The sequence below is a fragment of the Rheinheimera sp. genome, assembly GCF_037442525.1.
Taxonomy (GTDB): Bacteria; Pseudomonadota; Gammaproteobacteria; order Enterobacterales; family Alteromonadaceae; genus Pararheinheimera.
The window spans coordinates 18,414-39,514 of record NZ_JBBIQD010000017.1 but is presented as its reverse complement, the minus strand read 5'-3'; the positions used below and the strand labels follow the sequence as shown (position 1 = coordinate 39,514).

Sequence of the window (21,101 nt, the reverse complement as noted above, 5' to 3'; positions counted from 1 at the left end):
TGAACCGGATTAATAATCCCAGTGCAGGGTCAGGCTGTAGTTACTGGGTGAACCGTAGAAAGCTTGTTCGGTGCGCACTGAACTTAAGTACTTCTCATCGGTGATATTGTCCAGGTTCAGGCTTAGCGACAGCTGGTCGTTCAAGCTGTACTTCAGATAACCGCCCAGCAACGCGTAACTGTCCTGGGAAATACGGCCATAACCAGAGGTAAAGTACGTGTCACTTTGCCAACGCACGGATACACCGGCGTTCAGCTTGTCTTGCCACTCCGGCGAATAATCGGCCAGCAGTTTCAGGGTGCGGCGTGGAATAAAAGTACGGGCTTCATCACCCTGTTCATCATCCATGGTTAAGGCCGTAAAACCGCCTTGCAAAGTCCATTCTTCACTGACAGGCCCGGACACTTCCAGCTCAAAACCATTGGAATCGACAGTAACCCCTTTGTAGATGGCATAGTTAAAGTCATCCGAATAGTCGTCATCTTCTACCCCATCCCCGTCACCGTATTCAACAAACTCATACAGGTTTTCCTGTTCAGTTCGGAACAACGCCACAGTGACCAGCAGTTTATTGTCGAATTGTTTTTTCAGACCCACCTCAAAGCTGCGGCCTTCGGCAGAGCCCAGCGGCTCTAAATCCTCATTTAAATAATACTGCGGCTGGTAAATATCACTGTAACTGCCGTACAGATTCAGACCGTCCATCAGCTCCCAGGTAAAGCCCAGGTAAGGGCTGCTGCCATCTTCAGTTGTTGAGGTCGAAGCCCCCCAGGATTCCCCTTCGTTTTCATAGTCGACAAAGCTGGCACCCAGCACCAAATCAAAATTTGTTGTCAGGGCCAGTTGCACCGAGCCATAAATGCGGTTGAGGCTGATATCGGTAAAACCTGCCTCATAAGGGGCAGCCCAGTCTGGTCTTGCGACCTCTTTGCCTGTCCAGGGCAAGGCGGGCATCACATCAAAACCACTTAAAGCCCCATAATCCAGATCACTGGTTTCAGCCTCTGCCAGACTGACGCCCAGATTAAACTTATGTTCCAGGTCCCAGGCCATAAATGAGCCTTGCAGGGTATTGTCCCAAATCAGTGTCTTGTCATCGGCCGAGAACTTACCTGGGTACCCCAGCATGCCTAAACCTGTCTGAGGATCCATGCCGGTATTGGAATAAGTGTAAAACAGCTCAGACTGCTCTTCGTACCTGATATGGTTCAGTTTGCTGGTGAAGTTCAGGTTTTCGTTAATAAACCAGCTCAGTTCGGCAAAGGCGGTGTTGTTTAAGGTGTCCCAATAAGACCAGTCCATGGCCGAGCTGGTCGAGCGGGAAAAATCAACCTGGGTGCCATCTGAGTAAATCAGCGGTACGGCGCCCCAGGTCACCCCATTGCTGTTGTTATCCTGATGGGTGTAGCCAAAGGTCAGCGCCACTGAATCCGTAAGCTGCCCGTCCACCACGCCATACAACACAGTGCGGTTGTTGTCGTATAAATTTAACCAGCTTTCTTTGTCCTGATGCACCAGCACAGTCCGGGCTGCCCAGCTGCCGGAGTCTGTTAATGGGGTGGATAGATCCGCCACAGCCCGCAGGTTCGACCAACGACCATAGCTCAAATCCACACTGGCCTGAGGATCATTTTTTGGCCGTTTTCTGACATAGTTCACTGTGCCAGACGGATTGCCAAGGCCAGTGATCAAGCCATTGGAGCCGCGGATAAACTCAATTTTGTCGTAGATAGCAGTGTCCAAATCGCCGACAAAAATATCGCCAAAAGGAATACCTGAACCGTCGATATGCATACTGCTGATGTCAAAACCACGGGAATTAAAGTAGGTCCGGTCGGTTTCGCTTTGGTCCACGTTGATGCCGGTCACATGTTTAAACAGGCTGTTGATATCGCTCAGGCCGTAATTCGCTATGGTGCCTTGCTCCAGAATCGACAGGGACTGAGGCGTATCAAAACTGTCCAGGCCCAGGCCAGTAGCCCCCGAACTGACACGCTGGATCCGGCTTTCAACAATACGGATCACTTCAACACTTTCTTCACTGGCCTGGCTGCTTTGAGCATCTGCCACTGCTGCGGCCTGGGCATGCAAGCCAAACGCCAGCATGAGAGGGGAAAGTGCAAAAATGGGTTTACTGGTCATGGAGTCCTCTGTACGTCTGAAGTGTGGATAACTATTCCTATTTATCATACCAAACAAGAAGACGCTAATAATAGTAATTATCATTAGCGTGATAAAATCTTTGCACTGACAAATAAATACAATTTAGCCTTCACTGCTGTTTCACACTGGCCGCTCTATCATAGAGCTGGCGATGATTTCAGACGGTAGCAGCGTTTGAAACGCCTTTCTTCGCAGCACGCAACGACCAGGTCACCACAACAAACAAGCGTTTTCGCATGCGTCGAATCCGCTCACCAAAGGAGATGTTATGGACCCCTATACCAGACAAAACCGCACCTTCAGGCGGCTCCCGGGGCTGATGGCTCTGGGACAGGGCCTGCTGTCCGCTGTATTGCTGTTATCAGCCAGCACAGCGGCAGCTGAACTGCAAAACCTGGCACTGAATAAAAAAGTGACGGCCAGCACTGAACTGCGCCGGGCCAAGCTGGCCGTCGACGGTGACAGCAACAGCCGCTGGGAGTCTGTGCATAAAGTGGCACCAAGCTGGCTGGCGGTGGATTTAGGCACAGTCAGCCATATCAACCAGTTGCAGATTGACTGGGAAGATGCCAATGCTGAAGTCTATGAAATACAGGGTTCAGACGACAACGAGCACTGGACGACCCTGTCCGTGCAAACAGGCGGCCAAAAAGGCAACAGGACCGATCGGATCGAACTGGACACAGAACAGCGTTACCTGCGGATTTATGCCACCAAACACAGTGCGCACAATGGTTATGGTTTTTCCATCTGGGAATTGCGGGTCATGGGCACGGCGGGTGAAACCCAAGCGCCACCGTCAGACGCTCCACCGGCGGGCAGTATCAATCTGGCCAAGGGTAAAACCAGTTATGCCAGCAGCCACTTGCAGTCTTCAGGCAAAGCGGTCGACGGCAATGCCGACAGTCGCTGGGAATCTGAGCACAGTGAAGCCTCAGCCTGGCTGTCAGTTGACTTGGGTTCCATCAGCAGGGTTCAGCAGGTGGCTATCCACTGGGAGGCCGCCAACGCCGCCGCTTATCAAATTCAGGGCTCGCTGGATAACAGCCAGTGGACCTCCCTCGCCAGCCCCTATATTGATGAGTTCGGTAACAGAACCGACCGCTTCGATTTGAACGCAAGCTACCGCTACCTGCGGATCCTGGCGCAAAGCCGTAGCTCGGGCAACGCCTGGGGCTATTCCATCAGGGAACTGGAAGTCTTCGGGCCAGCACCAGAGCCAACAGATCCAACGGACCCACCTGAGCCAACAGACCCAACCGAGCCGCCAGAGACGACGGATCCCGGCACCCCGACTGACCCCGAGCCGGAACCAGAACCAGTTCCATTGCCTGAAGGGGCTTTGCCGCTGTTTCCGGAAAACACAGAGGTGATTGAGCAAATTCAGTACAAAGAAGCAGATGGCACCCTGGTGACCCTGATGGGTGCCCGGCCGACTGAACGTCATGCCCGTGAGCGCGGCGAAGCCTGGGATGCGCCCGATCAGGGACCCGGCCGCTACCTGACCTTTCCGCCTTTTTATTTCCAGAACCGCACCTTTGGTCTGGAGATCCGCGACAGCATTCCGGCTGGCGGCAACAGCATTGAGGTCTGGCTGCATGTCAATGAAGGAAGTTTCCGCGGCACCACCTTCAGCCTGTTCCGTAATATTGAAAACCCCAATGTGCGCGATTTTGGCTGGTCACTGAATTATGGTTTTAACAACCCGAATGAAGGCGGCCAGCCTCTCTGTCATGCCGGTAAACGTGAGTGCATGATGAGCTTTAACTCCAACTGGCGCACCAGTCCGCACAGCCCGCTCAAAGTCGGTGACAAAATTGAGCTGGCGCCGGCACCACGCCTGCTAACCCCTGTGATCGATGGCGGCGGCGAACGCTATTACTCCTTCGAGCAGCTGTATATAGTCGGTGTCGGCTTACGCCCCTGGTATGGTGTGGTACCTAACCTGGATTCAGAGCCTCTGCCTGAGCACACCCTGCTCGGAGGCGACACCAGTGTATCCTACAACTACTCGGAAGAACCGTTTCGCATGTTCCAGCAGATGGCTAACAATATAGGCATTGCCAATACGCTGCGGTTTGCCAAAGGCCGTCGTTTGTTCCACAGCTCCTTCCTGTCTGGTATCCATTCGGAGTCGCCAACCCAGAACCCTGTGTTTACCGAACATCAGAATCAGCTGGGACCACGTTACAACAATGAACGTTGTATTGGCTGTCATCAGAACAATGGCCGCAGCCTGGCCTTGCAGCCCGGCAAACCACTGGACACCTATTCGGTCTTTACCGGCGTGATGGCCAACAACCGGCTGCAGGCCGACCCGCTGTATGGCCTGAATATTCAGAGCCAAAGCCGCGACAGTCAGGCCCCGGACTTTCATGTGTACCTGACGGGGTATCAGACCGAAATAAGGACTCTGCCTGATGGCAGCCAGGTGGAGCTGCAAAAACCTTTGTACGAATTTAAAGGGCCAGTTCCAGAGCTGTATTCAGTGCGGCAAGCGCCACAAGTCATAGGTATGGGGCTGCTGGAAGCCATCCCTGAGCAAGCCATTCTGGCCAATGTAGATATCAATGATGCCAACGGCGACGGCGTGCGTGGTATGGCTCATTGGGTGCAAAACCCGGAAACCGGTGCCCGTCAGCTCGGACGTTTCGGCTGGAAAGCCACCAAAATCTCTGCGCGTCATCAGGCCGCAGAAGCGCTGCTGCAGGATATGGGCGTGACCAGCCCGGTGTATCCGCAGCGTTCTTGCCAAAAAGCGGCCAGCGACTGTCAGCAGTCGACTGACTCCACTGCAGTCTCTGACGCTGAATTGCAACAACTGAGCCAGTATTTGGGTCTGCTTGGCGTGCCAGCCCAGCGCAGTTTGCGCAGCGGCTATCCGGACGGCATTCGGGTTTCACCGGAACATGATGTGAACCCGGAGCTTATTCAGCAAGGCAAACAGCTCTTTGTGCAAAGCCAGTGTGTGGCCTGCCATACGGCCAGTTTCACCACGGGCAACACCCACCCGCTGGCAGAGCTGCGTGATCAGCGGATCCAGCCCTACACCGACCTGCTGCTACACGATATGGGTCCTGGTCTGGCGGACAACCTGCCGCAAGGCAATGCCTCAGGTACTATGTGGCGCACCGCGCCTTTATGGGGCCTGGGCAGCCTGAAGTATGTACAGGGAGGTGAAGACAAAGTGCGTTACCTGCATGATGGCCGCGCCCGCAGCCTGGACGAAGCCATTTTGTGGCACGGCGGTGAAGCCAGCCAAAGCCGCACTGTGTATGAAAACCTCAGTGCGGATCAACGTTCAGCCATCCGAACTTTCTTAAATTCGCTCTGACCAGCCCCAGAAACCAGAAAGCCCGGCACATGCGCCGGGCTTTGGTTTTTGAACAGACAGCAGACTTAATGCCGCGGTTCGTCGTCTCCGTCGTCGTCGAAGTCGTCGTCATCGCCTTCTTCGTCACTTTCAAAGTAAGTGCCCCAACCGTCGTAATCGACCCCAAATTTCTGCGCCAGCTGGTCCAGCTTGACCGCATCGGCTGTGATGGCATCGGCATCCAAAGACTGTTCACGAATGGCGTCAAACACCCAGGCGCTGCCACCTTCTTCAAACTCCACTTCTTCGGCGTCTGTCACTTCAAAACCCAGTTTGAACACTTCCACCGCCAGCTTCTCCAGCTTGCTGAAATCTTCATGGTAAAAATGGTGTTCAATGGTGTATTCCGCATCCGGATCGCTGCCATCTTCCATTAATGCGGCAATGGTGTCTTCAGCAAATTCTTTCCAGTTTTCCATGAGGTTATCCCGTAACAGTGACAGAACCGGCAGTGTAGTCGCTTGCCAGTTCGCTATCAAGCGCTGTCAGTGTGTCCTGCATCTGCTGACGTACTGTCTCCATCAGTTCGCGGACAGGTTGCTCTGTCGGCGCCGGCACGGGTGGCAACATCTGGATAATGACTTTGCCGTTATTCCATTTATTCAGCCGCACCTTGTGGGTGCTGCTCATCACCACGGGCACCACAGGCACCCCGGCCTGCTGCGCAATATGGAAAGCTCCGGTTTTAAAGGGCAATAAACCACGGCCATAGCTGCGGGTGCCTTCAGGGAAGACCCAGACTGACACTTTATCCTGCTGAATATGGTCCACAGCGCCTTGCATGGTACCCACCGCTTTGTTGCGATTGGCACGGTCAATCAGAATATTACCGGCAAGCCAATACAGCTGACCAAAAAACGGGATCCACTTCAGGCTCTTTTTGCCTATGGTCACAGTGCCAGGTAACAAGGAACCCGACAGGGTAAACAGGTCATAACTGTTCTGATGGTTGGCCACAAAAACACAAGGCATGGCCTCAGGGATGCCGTCAGCCCGGCGAATTTCCACCTGCAAACCAAAAATCCGCGCCGCCCAGCCGTACCAGTGAGCAAAACGGGCTGTATTGGGTGGATAAAAAGGTTTGACCAAACAGATGGCTAATCCCACAGCAGCAGTCAGCACAATAAAGATGGCGATCACTAGTAAACGAAGCACAGCTAACACAATAAAAAAGGCCCTTGTTATGACAAGGGCCCGAGTATAACGGGTTCCGCCGCTTGGTCTGGTTTGATCTGTCGCAATCAGGTGCTGAACTACTCGACTTCGCCCACCAGCAATTCATCAATGCGTTGCAAGCCACGCGGGAGTTTGTTGCCACGACGGCCCCGTTCGCCCAGGTAATGCTGTAAATCATCGGCTTTGATGGTCATTTTGCGTTTGCCTGCCACCAGAGTTACGGCGCTTTGTTGCGGCACCACCGCCAGCAGTTTTACATACTCTTCGCGACTCGCCGCCCGGGCGGACGGGATAGAGATAATCTTATTGCCTTTGCCTTTGGACAGTTGCGGCAGCTCCGACAGCGGGAATACCAGCATACGGCCTTCAGTGCTGATCGCCACCACTAAATCTGTGTCGGCATTTTTAATGGCCACAGGCGGCAGCACTTTGGCTCCGGTCGGCAGGCTCAACACCGCTTTACCTGCTTTGTTACGGCTGACCAGATCGACAAAACTGCCAACAAAACCATAACCAGCGTCGCTCGCCAGCAGCAGTTTCTGGCTGTCTTCGGCCATCAGCACATGCTCAAAACTCTCACCTGCCACTATGGCAAAACGACCGGACAGTGGCTCCCCCTGCCCCCTGGCTGACGGCAAATCATGGGCTTCGCAGGCAAAGCTGCGGCCGGAGGAGTCGAGAAAGGCAACCTGCTGATTGCTGCGGCCTATGGCGGCTGCACGGAATCCGTCACCGGCTTTGTATTGCAGGCTGTTGCCGTCTACGTCATGACCTTTGGCGCAGCGCACCCAGCCTTTTTCCGACAACACCACAGTGACAGGCTCACTGGGCAGCAGCTCTTTTTCACTCAGCGCTTTAGCTTCTTCGCGTTGCACTATAGGGCTGCGGCGCTCGTCGCCGTATTTTTCAGCGTCGGCCATCAGCTCGTCACGGATCAGTTTAGTCAGCTTCTTCTCCGAGCCCAGCACCCCTTCCAGATACTGCCGCTCTTTTTCCAGCTCGGCCTGTTCGCCGCGGATTTTCATCTCTTCCAGTTTGGCCAGATGACGCAGTTTCAGCTCTAAAATGGCTTCGGCCTGCCGTTCTGAGATGCCAAAGTGACGCATCAGCACCGGCTTGGGTTCGTCGTTTTCGCGGATAATGCGGATCACTTCGTCAATGTTCAGAAAGGCAATAAGTAAACCTTCCAGCACATGCAGGCGGTCCAGCACTTTATCCAGCCGGTAATGCAGACGCTTGCGCACTGTGTCGCGGCGGAAGGTCAGCCATTCGGTCAGAATTTCCACCAGGCCCTTGACCCGTGGCCGTAAATCCAGCCCGAGAATATTCAGGTTCACCCTGTAGCTTTTTTCCAGGTCGGTGGTGGCGAACAAGTGCGCCATTAATGGTTCCACCTCCACACGGTTTGAGCGTGGCACTATCACAATACGGGTCGGGTTTTCGTGGTCTGACTCATCACGCAGGTCCGACACCATCGGCAGCTTTTTCGCTGTCATCTGAGCGGCGATCTGCTCCAGCACTTTGGAACCGGACGCCTGGTGCGGCAAGGCCGTAATCACAATGTCACCGTCTTCAATCTGGTAGACAGCCCGCATTTTGACACTGCCGCGGCCCGTTTCGTACATGGCCTGGATTTCATGGGCCGGGCTGATAATTTCCGCATCGGTCGGGTAATCCGGGCCCTGAATATACTGCATCAGATCCGGCACAGTGGCCTTGGGGTTATCCAGCAAAGCTGCAGCTGCCTTGGCCACTTCCCGCACATTGTGCGGCGGAATATCGGTGGCCATGCCTACGGCAATACCTGTCACACCGTTCAGCAGAATATGAGGCAAGCGGGAGGGCAGCACCTTGGGTTCGTCCAGCGTGCCGTCGAAGTTGGGCACCCAGTCTGTGGTGCCCTGGCCCAGTTCAGACAACAACACTTCGCTGAAGCGGGACAGTTTAGCTTCGGTATACCGCATGGCGGCGAACGACTTCGGATCATCCGGCGCCCCCCAGTTGCCCTGGCCATCGACCAGCGGGTAACGGTAAGAAAACGGCTGCGCCATCAACACCATGGCTTCGTAACAGGCGCTGTCACCATGAGGGTGGAACTTACCCAGCACGTCACCGACGGTACGGGCCGATTTTTTGTATTTGGCCAGGTGGGACAAGCCCAACTCCGACATGGCATAGACTATGCGGCGCTGCACTGGTTTTAAACCGTCGCCTATATGTGGCAGGGCCCGGTCCATAATGACGTACATCGAATAGTTCAGGTACGCCTCTTCGGTAAAACGGCGCAGCGGTAACTGTTCCACGCCGTCGGCTGAAATTTGGATCTCTGTCATCTGCTGTTTCCACTTGCTGACTGCTGCACCCGCATCTGCTGTTGCCGCCGGGTCAGTTGCCATAACAATAAAATAAGTAAAATCAGGGTGGTGAAACCAAAAATGGCAATCCACAGCCACTGGATCTGACGGTTACGTTCCACTTCCTGCAATCGCATGGCTTTCAGTTCATTGTCTTTGGCCAGTAATTCATTGGCAGCGGTCTGCCGCTCTACATCAAAGGCCAGTCGCAGCCGTTCCACCGACAATTCATGTTCTTTATTGCGTAGTTTGCGGTAACCGCTAAAAAATTCGTCCAGATGCTGATAGGCCTGCTGATAGCGGCCTAAATCAGCCTCCAGCCTGGCTTTTAGCCGCAGCATGCCCAAGCGGCTGGATTGGTTCTGACTGTTATCTTCCTGCGCCAGCGCCTGTTCTGCCTGCTCCAGTTGCTGGCCCGCGAGTGAGATTTGCCCCAGATCCCGCGAAATCATCGCCCGTTCCAGATGGTGCATCGCATTCTGAAAGGTCGACTGTAAGACCGGCAGATAATCTTCGGCTTTTTCAATATACGCCAGTGCCGCATCGGTTTTAGCGCTGTTGCGGCTGGTGGAGGCCAACCCCAGATAAGCGAAATACAGGTTTACCGGGTCGTTCTGGGTTTTGGCCAGTTGCAACAACTCGTCATAATATTGCATCGACAGGGCGTAATCTTCGGCCTGGTTGTAGCTGGCCGCCAGGTTAAACAACACATCCAGCTGCTCTTTCTGAAAACCGAGTTTTTTGTAACCGGCAAGCGCCTGCTGCATAAACTGGCGGGCATCGCGATCAAACCCCAGCGAGGAATACAGCAGCCCCAATTCAGAATTGACGTAGGCCTGGGTTTCTTCATCGTTCAGCTGGCTGGCCTTTTTATAACAGGCCTGAAGCAGCTGCAGTGCTTCCTGATACTTTTCTTCAGCCGAATAGATAGCGGCAATATTGATATCAGCTTCAATCGCCAACTTCTGCAGCCCCAGTTGTTTGGCCAGTTGTGACGCCTGCTGGTAATGCGCCATGGCCTGCTGGTACTGGCCCTGCATTTCACGGGCAAACCCCAGATTATTCCAGAACTCCACCGTCAGTTCAGTGCGCTCATCCCCCAGCAACACCAAAGCTTGCTCTGCCACCTGCAACTGCTGCTGATACTTTTCCAGGCTTTCATAAATATCGGCCTGCTGCAGCAGGTATTGCAATTGCACAGCCCGCTGCCAGCGCGGAAATTCAGCTTCATGCTGCTGCAGAAGTTTCAGCATGGCAGCTGGCTGCTGAGCCTTTTGCTGCCGGACCAGCTCCAGCCACTCCGGTTCCTGCGCCTGCAGCACAGGCGCAATCAGCAGCAACCCGCTCAGCACAGCTCCCCATAACCTGGGGTATTGTTGTGGTGTCATCTCAGCTTCCTTTAAGCCAGAACAGCTCTGTCTCCTTTGAGTTCCAGCCAGTCTTTGCGATCGGTCGCGCGTTTTTTTGCCAGTAGCATATCCATGGTTTCCAGCGTCTGAGTCACATCGTCAATGGTCAGTTGCACCAGTCGCCTGGTGTTCGGGTCCATGGTGGTTTCACGCAGCTGCAATGGGTTCATCTCACCCAAACCTTTAAAGCGTTGCACGTTGATTTTTCCACGTTTTTTCTCCGCCTCCAGCCGCTCCAGGATGCCGCTTTTTTCATCTTCATCCAGCGCGTAATACACCTCTTTGCCGCAGTCGATACGGTACAGCGGCGGCATGGCCACATAGACATGACCGGCCTGCACCAGTGGGCGGAAGTGCTGCATAAAAAGAGCGCACAGCAAGGTCGCGATGTGCAGACCGTCCGAGTCGGCATCGGCCAGAATACAAATTTTGCCATAACGCAGCTGAGTTAAATCTGCGCTGTTCGGGTCCATGCCAATAGCCACTGAAATGTCATGCACTTCCCGCGACCCCAGGATCTGTTCGGATTCGACTTCCCAGGTATTGAGGATTTTACCGCGCAGCGGCATCACCGCCTGAAACTCGCGGTCACGCGCCTGTTTGGCAGAACCACCGGCCGAATCCCCTTCCACCAAAAAGAGTTCGGTACGGTTTAAATCCTGTGCACTGCAATCCGCCAGTTTGCCCGGCAAGGCCGGGCCAGCCGTGACTTTTTTCCGTACCACTTTGGTGGCAGCTTTTAAGCGTTTTTGTGCATTGCTGATACAAAAGGCCGCCAGTTGCTCGGCGATGTCTGTGTGTTCATTCAGCCACAAGCTGAAGGCATCCTTTACCACACCTGTGACAAAAGCCGCGCTCTGGCGCGACGACAGTTTTTCTTTGGTCTGACCGGCAAACTGCGGTTCCTGCATTTTCAGCGACAGAATATAAGCACAGCGGTCCCAGACATCTTCCGGCGTCAGTTTAATGCCACGTGGCAACAGGTTACGGAACTCACAAAAGTCACGCAGCGCTTCCAGCAGGCCCTGGCGCAGACCGTTGACGTGGGTACCGCCCTGTGCCGTCGGGATCAGGTTGACATAACTTTCGGTGACCAGCTCGCCGCCTTCCGGCAACCAGAGCACAGCCCATTCCACCGCTTCAGTTTTGGCGTTGAAGTTGCCGACAAAAGGGCTGTCCGGCAACGCCACCATTTCTTTTACCGCATCAGCTAAATAATCACGTATACCGGCCTGATAACACCACTGATAAGTCTGATCATTCACCTTGTCGTCAAACTTAATGGTCAGCCCAGGGCACAACACCGCTTTGGCTTTGAGCACATGCAGCAGCCGGCTGACCGAAAATTTGGGCGAATCAAAATACTGAGGCGCTGGCCAGAACCGCACCCTGGTGCCAGTATTGCGTTTGCCGACTGTGCCGGTCACCGCCAGCTCCGACACTTTATTGCCGTGTTCAAAGGCAATTTCATAGACATTGCCGTCGCGGCGCACCGCCACTTCAACCCGGCCAGATAAGGCGTTCACCACTGAAATACCGACGCCATGCAAACCACCGGAAAACTGGTAGTTTTTATTGGAAAATTTACCACCTGCATGCAAGCGGCACAGGATCAGCTCCACACCGCTGACTCCTTCTTCCGGGTGAATATCCACTGGCATACCGCGACCATTGTCGATCACTTCCAGCGACTGGTCGTCATGCAAAATCACATGCACTGTGTCAGCATGCCCGGCGAGCGCCTCGTCGACGCTGTTGTCAATGACTTCCTGCCCCAAATGGTTGGGTCTGGTGGTATCGGTGTACATCCCTGGTCGGCGCTGCACCGGCTCAAGGCCCGTCAGCACCTCAATGGAATCGGCATTGTATTGACTTTCCGTCATAACAGGGTTCAGCTCTCAAAATAACTGTATTAACAACCAGTGTTTTACGCGAATTGGCAAAACTTGACAATAGCAGGCAGGTAATTGGCATAACCGACAAAACTGTGGTCGCCTCCCTGCACCGTTTCAATCTGACAGCCCTGATACCACTGCTGCGCCTTACGGTAATCCAGCACTTCGTCGCCACTTTGCAGCAACACCAGGTAACGGCCTGGGTTTGTCGGTTGCCGCTCCAGCGCCCGCAGTTTTGGCATCTGCTGTTCATTCACCAGAAAGTCCTGCTGCAACACAGGGTGGCGATACAGGCCCAAATGCTGACTGAGCAATTGGTCTGGCTGAACGGCCGGATTGACCAGCACTGCTTTACAGCCATAACGTTCCGCCACCCAGGTGGCAAGAAAACCGCCCAAGGAGCTGCCTATCACCGCATCAGGGCGACGGCCTTGTAATGCCAGCTCTATCGTTGCAATGGCCTCCTCCGGGGTATAAGGCAAATCGGGCGTCAACAGCTCCACATGCGGCAGCTCGGTGGTGAAATAATCTCTGGTTTGCAGCGCTTTTTCCGATAATGACGAACTGGCAAAGCCATGCAGGTACAAGGCAAGTTTCATGGGAATATCCGGTTTGACTGCAACAGCGCTCAGGCCAGCAGTTCAGTGGTCTGATACCCACGTAACGCGCATAGCTTCAGCCAGTCGCGCAGTAGCAGGTTAATTTGTAATTTCTCATCGGGCAGCAGCATATCCACATTGGGGTAGCTGTACACAGCCCTGAACTGGCGTACGTGCTGACAGGCCAGTACTTCCGCCATACGGGCATCATGGTAGAGCCGCACCTCAAACTGAGGGTGAAACCAGGAGTTACTCTGCTCCTGCAGCAATTCGATCCGCACTGTCACCGTGTATTTGCAACGTTCCAGCAGCGCCACTCTGTAACTTTCACTGGCACTGATATGGATTAGGTGCTGCTCGCCTTGCCGCTCTGAGCGCGGCAGAAAAAAACGCAGCTGAGCATAATTGCGCTCGCACAGACTGAGGAAGTCTGGCAAGTACGGCACATATTTTTTTCGTGCAAGCTGCAGTTGGGTCAAGTTAACTCCAGTTTTCAATTACTTGGTTCAGGTTCAGCTCCAGCCATTGTAACGCAATCACAGTGGCGGCATTGTCGATTTTTCCGGCCTTCAGTAACAGCATAGCGTCTGAACGTTGCAGTAAATGGACTTTAATATCTTCGTGTTCCTCTGCCAGACCAAAAACGCCGCCCACATCGCGTTGCGCAAGGCGAGCCAGCAGTAAATAGATACGTTCTGTGCTGCCACCAGGGCTGCTCTGATAGCTCAGCATAGGCCAGAACTGGTCCAGTACCAGACCTGCTTCTTCTTGTACTTCACGCTGTGCCACCTGCTCTGTGCTTTCGCCCGCCTCAATCATGCCGGCTATGGCTTCCAGCAACCAAGGGCCATTGGGGTTGTCCAGAGCGCCAACCCTGAATTGTTCAATCAGCACCAGCTCGTCTGTTTGCGGGTTATAGGGCAGCACCACCACCGCATGCCCCCGCTCAAACAGCTCACGCGAAAACACTTCACTGTGACCGCCATTAAACAGCCTGTGTCGGACTTTATACTGCTCAATCCGGAAAAAACCCTGAAAAACTGTCTGCCTGTCGACAACCTCAACATCGGCCTTAGAAAAGATTGGATAATTTTCCGGCTTGAAATCAGACATTTGAGATCTCACATTCTGTTACACTTGAGCGCATATCGTTTACGCTTTATTTCGTTACCTGCTCCGTTTCCACAGAGTATGATGACATCACTTTCGCTAAATAATGGAATTTAGTTTATGAAAAAGACCCTGTTGAGCACTGTCATCGCGTCCACTCTGGCGCTGTTGAGTGTGCAGGCAAACGCCGAAAATTTGCAAACCATTTATCAGCTGGCCACCAAAAAGGACCCGCAGGTTTTAAAAGCGGCCGCTACCCGTGATGCCGCCAAAGCCGGCATTGATGTCAGCAAATCCCGTTTACTGCCCCAAATTGGTTTCAGTGCCAGCGCGACTAAATCCATAGGTGACCAGTACAACTCTGAAACCGGCACTCAATACAAAGCAGAAAGCACCCAGACCAGCGCAGGAATTGCCTTGCGCCAGTCAGTGTTTGACTGGACCAACTGGGAAAATCTGGATATTTCCGAAAAAGTGGCGCTGCAAAGCCAGACCGCATACAACGCTACAGTGCAGGCGCTGATAGTGCGGGTGTCTCAGGCTTATTTTGATGTGCTGTCCGCCGACGACGACTTAAGTTTTGTGGTGGCGGAAAAACGCGCCATTGAGCGCCAGCTGGAACAGACCAAACAACGTTTTGCGGTGGGTTTAACCGCCATTACTGACGTGCATGAAGCACAGGCCCAATTTGACAGCGCTGTGGCCAGCGAAATTGCCGCCCAAAACGCTCTGGAAATTGCCCGCGAATACCTGCGTGAAATTACCGGCGAATACCATGCTCAACTGGACCCGCTGAATACCAGCCGTTTTGCGCCCACCCAACCCAATCCGGCCAACCCGCAGGACTGGGTGCAACTGGCACAAGACAATAACCTGGAACTGAAAGTCCGTAAGTTATCGGTGGAAATTGCTGAACACAATATCAATGTGGCCGAAGCTGGTCATTACCCGACTGTGGACTTCACAGCTCAAACCGGTTTTAGCGACAGCAAGAGCAAAAACCGTGACACAGATATCACTTTTAACTCACCCAAAGCTGACAGCAGCTCTGTTGGCCTGGAACTGTCAGTCCCCCTTTATTCAGGTGGCGGCACCAGTGCCAATGAAGAAGTCAAACGGGCTAATTATGTCGAAGCCTCTGAAGACCTGGAACTGAGTTATCGCAGCGTGGTGCGTCAGGTGCGTAGCAACTACAACAATGTCGGTTCCTTAATCTCCAGCACTAAGGCGCTGGAGCAGGCGGTCATTTCAGCCGAGTCGGCATTAAAAGCCACAGAAGCTGGTTTTGAAGTAGGCACCCGGACCATTGTTGACGTGCTGCAAAGCACCCGTAACCTGTTCAACGCCCGCCGTAACCTGTCCAAAGCCCGTTATGACTATATTCTGTCCATTCTGGCACTGAAACAGGCTGCCGGCACTCTGACCGAAGACGACCTGTTTACAGTCAATAAAGCCTTGGGTAGCTAAATTTTTTAGCACGACTAAGGGGCTGCACAGCCCCTTAGTCTTATTGCCAGCCACTCATTTTTTCCCTGTTTTTTTTCCTCAACCCCAGCTTCAAACTTTGCAAATCAGAGCGCCCATGTTACCTTGATTATGTCAAAAATGGGGACAACCACTGTGCCCAACCTGATGTTTTCACTCGATAAATAGACTTTCTATGAAACTGACAACTAAAATCTGCATTGCAGCTCCACTGCTGGTACTTGGCTCGTTGGCCAGTTATTTATTAGTCGCCAGCCCTGAACAACACAATTGCTTTAGCCCCTGGCAGGACCAAAGCTCTGCCTGCCCGGATTATGAATACGCCTCAGCAGAAGGCCATTTTCCTGATGCTTTTGGTGTACAACAAAAGGTCAGAATGACCGCTGTGATATCAAAAGCTGACAAGCAGTTGCTGCATGGCAACCTTTATTTTGACACTCAGTGTCACGCCAAACTGAACTGTGAAAATTCAGAAATTGCAGCGGCGTCACTACAATCTTCGTTCCAAAAAGCCAGAGCCGCCAATAAAGTGAGCGTGACAGAAATGCCTGATGACGACCACACCTATGAGCTATTTAGCTACATACAACACATGATCCCCCCCTCAGTCACCATTAGTCTGATTGACACTGCAGGCCAGGGTGAGACTATCTACTTTAAACAGGCAAAAGTCGCCACAGCCCCTAAGCAAGCCCCAAGTTTTACCGCTATCGAGGTCAGCCCCGGTGTATATCAGGTATGTAAACTCAACGTCACTACGCAGCGAGGACTCTGCGAGCCTGTTGAGGGCACCATGAAAATCTCGGATACCAAAGGCTTTGCCGAGCTGAAACATAGCTATGGCCACCAGGCGAACAGCGAGCTATTTGGATTTCTGCACAAGTTCTATCAGCAAGAACGGGCAATGGCCTGCAAACAGGCTAGCGAATGTAATGCCGAAGAGGCATGCACGGTTACAGCCGATTGCACGAAAAGCTGAGGTTCCCGTCTTCTGACCTGAGGCTTTATGGGATGCGCCTGAAGCCGATACCTCAGACCAGTTAAACCTTTCGCCGTCCGGCAATTTCGTTACAATAGCGCCACTTGAATTTTCTTAAGGGGTTGCTGTGGTTCAGGCTCCGCGTTTTCAGCTGTCATTTTTGCATCCAAAACACTGGCCTTTATGGCTGGGATTAGGTTTTCTCTGGTTGTTGTTGTGGTTGCCTTATCCGGCACTGATGAAACTGGGAGAAGGCCTGGGACTGCTGCTGATGAAGGCACTGAAATCCCGCGTGAAAGTCACACGCCGCAATCTTGAGCTCTGTTTTCCGGATATGCCTGAAGCTGAACGCGAACGTCTGGTACGGCAAAACTTTAAAGAAACCGGCAAAGCGGCTTTTGAAACCTTTATGGGTTGGTGGTGGCCGGACTGGCGTGCCCGACCTTTGTGCCACTTTAAAGGGCTGGAACATATTGAAGCCATTCAGGCCGAAGGCAAAGGTGTGTTCCTGCTGAGTGGCCATTTCTTATGCCTGGAGATGATTGCCCGCACTTTCGGTTTTTATTGCCCGGCTGTTGGTTTTTACCGGCCGAATGACAACCCCATTATGGAGTACTTTCAGTACCATGGTCGCTTGCGCTCCAACAGAGCCCTGATTGGCAAACGCGATGTGCGGGCGCTGATCCAGGCGCTGAATGACAAAGAAGTGTGTTTTTACCTGCCGGACCAGGACTATGGCCGCAATAAAGCTGAGTTTGTGCCCTTTTTTGCCGTCCAAGAAACCGCCACCACCACCGGCACTTTGTTATTTGCTGGCAGCGCTAACTGCAAAACAGTCACTATTCACAGCTACCGTCTGCCTGGGTACCAGGGCTATCAGGTGGAAGTGTTGCCTGCGTTCGATAACTTTCCCAGCGGCGACAATAAAGCTGATGTCACCCGGGTCAATCAGTGGTTGGAACAAGGAATAATTGCACACCCTTCTCAATATATGTGGTTGCACCGTCGCTTTAAGACAAGACCCAACCCAGAAGACCCCAGCCTTTACTGATAAAGTGTTGGCAGCCTCTGGTGGGTTGGCTATGATGGCTGCAATGGAATCGGGAAGATAAGCTATGTGGTTTTGGATCAGGCACTTATTATTAGCTGCTTTTTTGTTGGCGCTTGCCGCTCTGGTCATGCTGAAACCAGAATGGCTGGTAATACAGCCAAAAAATCTGGCAGAAAAAGGCAATGAAGCGGTACAGGGCTTTACCAACTTCTACAGCACGATACGGGATTCCATGAACAGCCAGTCGGAAGGTTCTGAAGACTTCGTCATTGAACTGCACGATGATCACAGCCAGCTGGTCAGCCTGTTAAAAGACAGGGCTGAGCGGGTGGAGTCTTTACCTGAAAACTGGCAGGGCAGCCGCACAGACCGGCGCTTTCGTGTTGGGGATACCCTGAAAACTATTCTGACGATGGAAGGCCGCAAAGAAGGCGTGGAGCTGTATTGGGTGTTGTCCAGGGACTACAAGGTCAAACATTACTTCCAGACCGATTTCAGTTATTTAAGTGCGATCCGTGAAGCGGCCACTGCGCTTGCGTCCGATTTCGAAGACCCGGTACAGGCTTATTTTTGCAACCAATCCCGCGCTGTGGTACTGACCGACAAAACCGTTCCTTACCTGCAGCAAAGCTGTATCAACATTCAGGCGCCGAAACGACGCTTACCCCTGTTTGGTTAACAGAGGGTCAGAGCTGAAGCTCTGACCCTGCACCAAATAACTGCTGCCATACCTGTTGCACTGAAGTCATTGCCTGCTGCACCTCAGCAGGCTCTTCAGCGGCCGGAGCCAGTGTCTGCCGGTGGCTGACCCCACGCAGCTGACGGTAGGCCTGCTGCAAATCAGCCACCTGAGTATCAGATAACAGGCCACAGCTTTGGGCGGCGTCCAGAATACGGATATTGTCGCTGTACTGGTACAAGGCCGGGTAGCTGGCTGCATGGGCTAACACCAGAAACTGACTGATAAATTCCAGGTCAACAATACCGCCTGTGGCATGTTTGACTTCCGTCGAATTCATCCCGTGGTGCTGGCGCAGCTTCTGCCGCATCTCCACCACTTCAGACAGCAGCTGCTGCGGATCACGAGTCTGCCCCAGAATTTCAGCGCGGATCTGCACAAAGCTCTGACGGATGCGTTCCCCGCCATAGACCAGCCGGGCCCGCACCAGCGCCTGATGCTCCCAGGTCCAGGCTTCGCTTTGCAGATAATCCCGATACGTATTGATATGCACGGCCAGCAAGCCGGAGTTGCCGGCAGGCCGCAGCCTGGTATCCACTTCATACAGCACGCCACTGGCGGTTCTGGTACTGAAAATATGCACAATACGCTGCACCAGCTTGATATAGAACTGGCGTGAATCAATGGATTTGTCGCCGTCCGTGGCCCCATCCGGGTTGGACTGGTGTACAAAAACCAAATCCAGATCGGAACCGTAGCCCAGTTCCAGCCCGCCCAACTTGCCATAACCTATTACGGCAAAAGCTTTGTCGTCCGGACCGGACAAGCCCTGTGGCACGCCGTATTTTTCCGCCATCTGAGCCCAGGCCAGTTCCACCACCTGAGCTATCAAGGCCTCCGCCAGAAAAGTCAGATGGTCGCTGACTTTCATCAGCGGCAAAATACCGCTAATGTCAGCCGCCGCAATGCGCAGCTGCTGCGCCTGCTTAAACTGGCGCAGCACTTCCATCTGCAGTTCCAGGTCATCCGCCGGTACCCGCAGCATCTGCTGGCGCAGTCTGTCCTGGTAATCCGTCATCTGCGGCACCTGGTACAACAGCGCCGGGTCGATCAGTTCGTCCAGCAACATGGGGTAACGCGCCAAATGTTCGGCCAGCCAGCCGCTTTTGGCACAGAGCAGAACCAGTTGCTGCAAAGCCGCCGGGTTTTCATGTAACAGCTCAAGATAAGCAGTGCGGCTGACAATCTGGCGGAACACGCCCAACAACCGTTTCAATACAGTGGCCGAGCCCTGTTGCTTCGCCAACAGCTGCAGTAAAAACGGCAGCAACTTTTCCAACAAATCACGGCCGCGCGGGCCAACACTGCGTTTCTGACAGTCCAGCTTAAACTGCTGCAGCTCTGCCAGCAGTTCCAGCCCCTGCTCCGGCTGCAGCCAGTCCAGCTGCTCTGCCAGTTCCTGCGCCGGTAGTTGTGAGTCCCAGCATAAACGCCCCAAAGCCAGAGCTTCCGGCTCCGGGTTGTCTCCCTGATCAATCACTGCTTTAAACTGCTGGTGAATACGGGTCATACAGGCCTCTGTCAGCGCCGAAAATTCTGACCAGTCGCTCAGCCCCAACGCCAGAACCAGCCGGGCACGGTTCAGCTCGTCTTGCGGCAGGGTCTGAGTTTGCGCATCGTCTATGCCTTGCAGGACCTGCTCTACCCGACGCAGCCAGAGGTAATCCTTTGTCAGTTGAAGGGTATCGGCCTCTGACCAAAGCTGATGCCGGCACAAGGCCTCCATTGCGGCAAAAACAGACACTTGCTGTAAGTCGGGTAAACGGCCACCGCGGATCAGCTGCAGGGTCTGCACCACAAATTCCACTTCACGAATACCGCCGGAGCCGAGTTTGATATTGTCGGTTCTGTTACGGCGACGGTTTTCCTGCTCAATCAGCTGCTTCATGCGCCGCAGCGATTCCAGCGCCGAAAAATCAATATAACGCCGGTACACAAAAGGCTTCAGCAGCTGTTGCAGCTGAGGTGTCCAGACCGGGTCCGGATTCAGCACCCGGGCCTTGAGCATTGCATAACGCTCCCATTCCCGGCCCTGCGCCTGGTAGTAGTCTTCCATCGAACCAAAACTCAGCACCAGCGGACCGCTGTCACCAAAAGGCCGCAACCGCATATCGACCCGGTACGCAAAACCATCGGCCGTCACCTGATGCAGGGCAGAAATCAGTTTTTGCCCCAGTTTGGTAAAAAACTGCTGATGCTCAATACTGCGGCGCCCGCCCTGAGTGTCGCCGTTGTCCGGGTAGGTAAAAATCAGGTCGATGTCCGAAGAAAAATTCAGTTCACCGCCGCCCAGTTTGCCCATCCCCAGGATCAGCAATGGCATCGGCACGCCTTTGTGGTCCAGTGGCGTGCCCCACTGTGGGGTTAAATCCGCGTAGGCCCACTGGTAAGCGCTGTTGATCAGCCCGTCAGCCAAGGCAGAAATTTCAGTCAGGCAACGCCGGATTGTCTTTACGCCCAACAGCTCTGCGGCCATCACCTGCGCAAGCACCTGATTGCGATAGCGCCTTAATGCTCTGAACACATTGTTCTCATTGAGCTCAGTCAAGCTCAGCAGCGGATTTTGATACTGCCAGTCCTGGCTTAACGCCTTTTTATCCAGCAGCTGTGTCGCCAGCTCAGGCTGTTGTGTCAGCACCCGGCCAATAAAAGGACTGACGGACAGCAACAAATCCAGACTCTGCTGCTGTTCCGCTGTGGTCAGCTGCAGCGCGAGGCTGGCCTGGGTACAGCGAGCTTCCTGCAGTAACAGCTCTGCACCAGACATC

At 53.6% G+C, this 21,101-nt stretch carries 15 protein-coding genes; 5 read left to right on the top strand and 10 right to left on the bottom strand.

Annotated features, from left to right (window positions below; all coding sequences use genetic code 11):
* Positions 1-9: 9 nt before the first annotated feature.
* Positions 10-2,142: a TonB-dependent siderophore receptor gene (locus WKJ03_RS17120; RefSeq protein WP_337843459.1), complete on the bottom strand. Its 2,133-nt coding sequence runs from the start codon at positions 2,140-2,142 to the stop codon at positions 10-12.
* Between the two features lie 289 nt (positions 2,143-2,431).
* Here WKJ03_RS17120 and WKJ03_RS17115 point away from each other — a divergent pair, with 289 nt between their 5' ends.
* Entirely contained in the window at positions 2,432-5,497 is a 3,066-nt protein-coding gene (locus tag WKJ03_RS17115; RefSeq protein ID WP_337843458.1) for a di-heme oxidoredictase family protein, read from the top strand.
* Positions 5,498-5,562: 65 nt separating this feature from the next.
* Here WKJ03_RS17115 and rraB read toward each other — a convergent pair whose 3' ends face one another.
* The 8 genes from rraB to nudF all read right to left on the bottom strand — a co-directional run bounded on the left by rraB (position 5,563) and on the right by nudF (position 14,082).
* The gene (rraB, locus tag WKJ03_RS17110) at positions 5,563-5,955 is read right to left on the bottom strand and encodes a ribonuclease E inhibitor RraB (RefSeq protein ID WP_337843457.1); all 393 of its coding nucleotides are present in this window, start codon (positions 5,953-5,955) and stop codon (positions 5,563-5,565) included.
* 4 nt (positions 5,956-5,959) lie between these two features.
* On the bottom strand, positions 5,960-6,691 hold the full coding sequence (locus tag WKJ03_RS17105; RefSeq protein WP_337843456.1) for a 1-acylglycerol-3-phosphate O-acyltransferase: 732 nt from the start codon (positions 6,689-6,691) through the stop codon (positions 5,960-5,962).
* 98 nt (positions 6,692-6,789) lie between these two features.
* Entirely contained in the window at positions 6,790-9,045 is a 2,256-nt protein-coding gene (parC, locus tag WKJ03_RS17100; protein WP_337843455.1) for a DNA topoisomerase IV subunit A, read from the bottom strand.
* A complete protein-coding gene (locus WKJ03_RS17095) occupies positions 9,042-10,454 on the bottom strand; it encodes a tetratricopeptide repeat protein (protein ID WP_337843454.1) in 1,413 nt (470 codons plus the stop codon). Before WKJ03_RS17095 ends, parC begins: the two co-directional genes overlap by 4 nt.
* An 11-nt stretch (positions 10,455-10,465) precedes the next feature.
* The gene (parE, locus tag WKJ03_RS17090; protein ID WP_337843453.1) at positions 10,466-12,358 is read right to left on the bottom strand and encodes a DNA topoisomerase IV subunit B; all 1,893 of its coding nucleotides are present in this window, start codon (positions 12,356-12,358) and stop codon (positions 10,466-10,468) included.
* Positions 12,359-12,402: 44 nt separating this feature from the next.
* Entirely contained in the window at positions 12,403-12,969 is a 567-nt protein-coding gene (locus WKJ03_RS17085) for a YqiA/YcfP family alpha/beta fold hydrolase (protein ID WP_337843452.1), read from the bottom strand.
* A gap of 29 nt (positions 12,970-12,998) precedes the next feature.
* On the bottom strand, positions 12,999-13,448 hold the full coding sequence (locus tag WKJ03_RS17080; protein ID WP_337843451.1) for a DUF1249 domain-containing protein: 450 nt from the start codon (positions 13,446-13,448) through the stop codon (positions 12,999-13,001).
* Between the two features lies 1 nt (position 13,449).
* A complete protein-coding gene (gene nudF / locus WKJ03_RS17075) occupies positions 13,450-14,082 on the bottom strand; it encodes an ADP-ribose diphosphatase (protein WP_337843450.1) in 633 nt (210 codons plus the stop codon).
* Positions 14,083-14,199: 117 nt separating this feature from the next.
* Between nudF and tolC the strand changes: the two genes are divergently transcribed.
* The 4 genes from tolC to WKJ03_RS17055 all read left to right on the top strand — a co-directional run bounded on the left by tolC (position 14,200) and on the right by WKJ03_RS17055 (position 18,273).
* Positions 14,200-15,546 (top strand): outer membrane channel protein TolC, encoded by a 1,347-nt coding sequence (gene tolC, locus WKJ03_RS17070; protein WP_337843449.1) that lies wholly within the window; start codon positions 14,200-14,202, stop codon positions 15,544-15,546.
* Positions 15,547-15,793: 247 nt separating this feature from the next.
* Positions 15,794-16,543, top strand: a complete 750-nt coding sequence (locus WKJ03_RS17065) for a hypothetical protein (RefSeq protein ID WP_337843448.1) — start codon at positions 15,794-15,796, stop codon at positions 16,541-16,543.
* Between the two features lie 127 nt (positions 16,544-16,670).
* Entirely contained in the window at positions 16,671-17,594 is a 924-nt protein-coding gene (gene lpxL, locus WKJ03_RS17060; RefSeq protein WP_337843447.1) for an LpxL/LpxP family Kdo(2)-lipid IV(A) lauroyl/palmitoleoyl acyltransferase, read from the top strand.
* A gap of 64 nt (positions 17,595-17,658) precedes the next feature.
* Positions 17,659-18,273 carry a TcpQ domain-containing protein gene (locus tag WKJ03_RS17055; protein ID WP_337843446.1) on the top strand — a complete coding sequence of 205 codons (615 nt, stop codon included), beginning with the start codon at positions 17,659-17,661 and terminating at the stop codon, positions 18,271-18,273.
* A gap of 7 nt (positions 18,274-18,280) precedes the next feature.
* Here the strand turns inward: WKJ03_RS17055 and glnE are convergent, their stop codons facing one another.
* Positions 18,281-21,100 (bottom strand): bifunctional [glutamate--ammonia ligase]-adenylyl-L-tyrosine phosphorylase/[glutamate--ammonia-ligase] adenylyltransferase, encoded by a 2,820-nt coding sequence (gene glnE / locus WKJ03_RS17050; RefSeq protein ID WP_337843445.1) that lies wholly within the window; start codon positions 21,098-21,100, stop codon positions 18,281-18,283.
* Position 21,101: the final 1 nt, after the last annotated feature.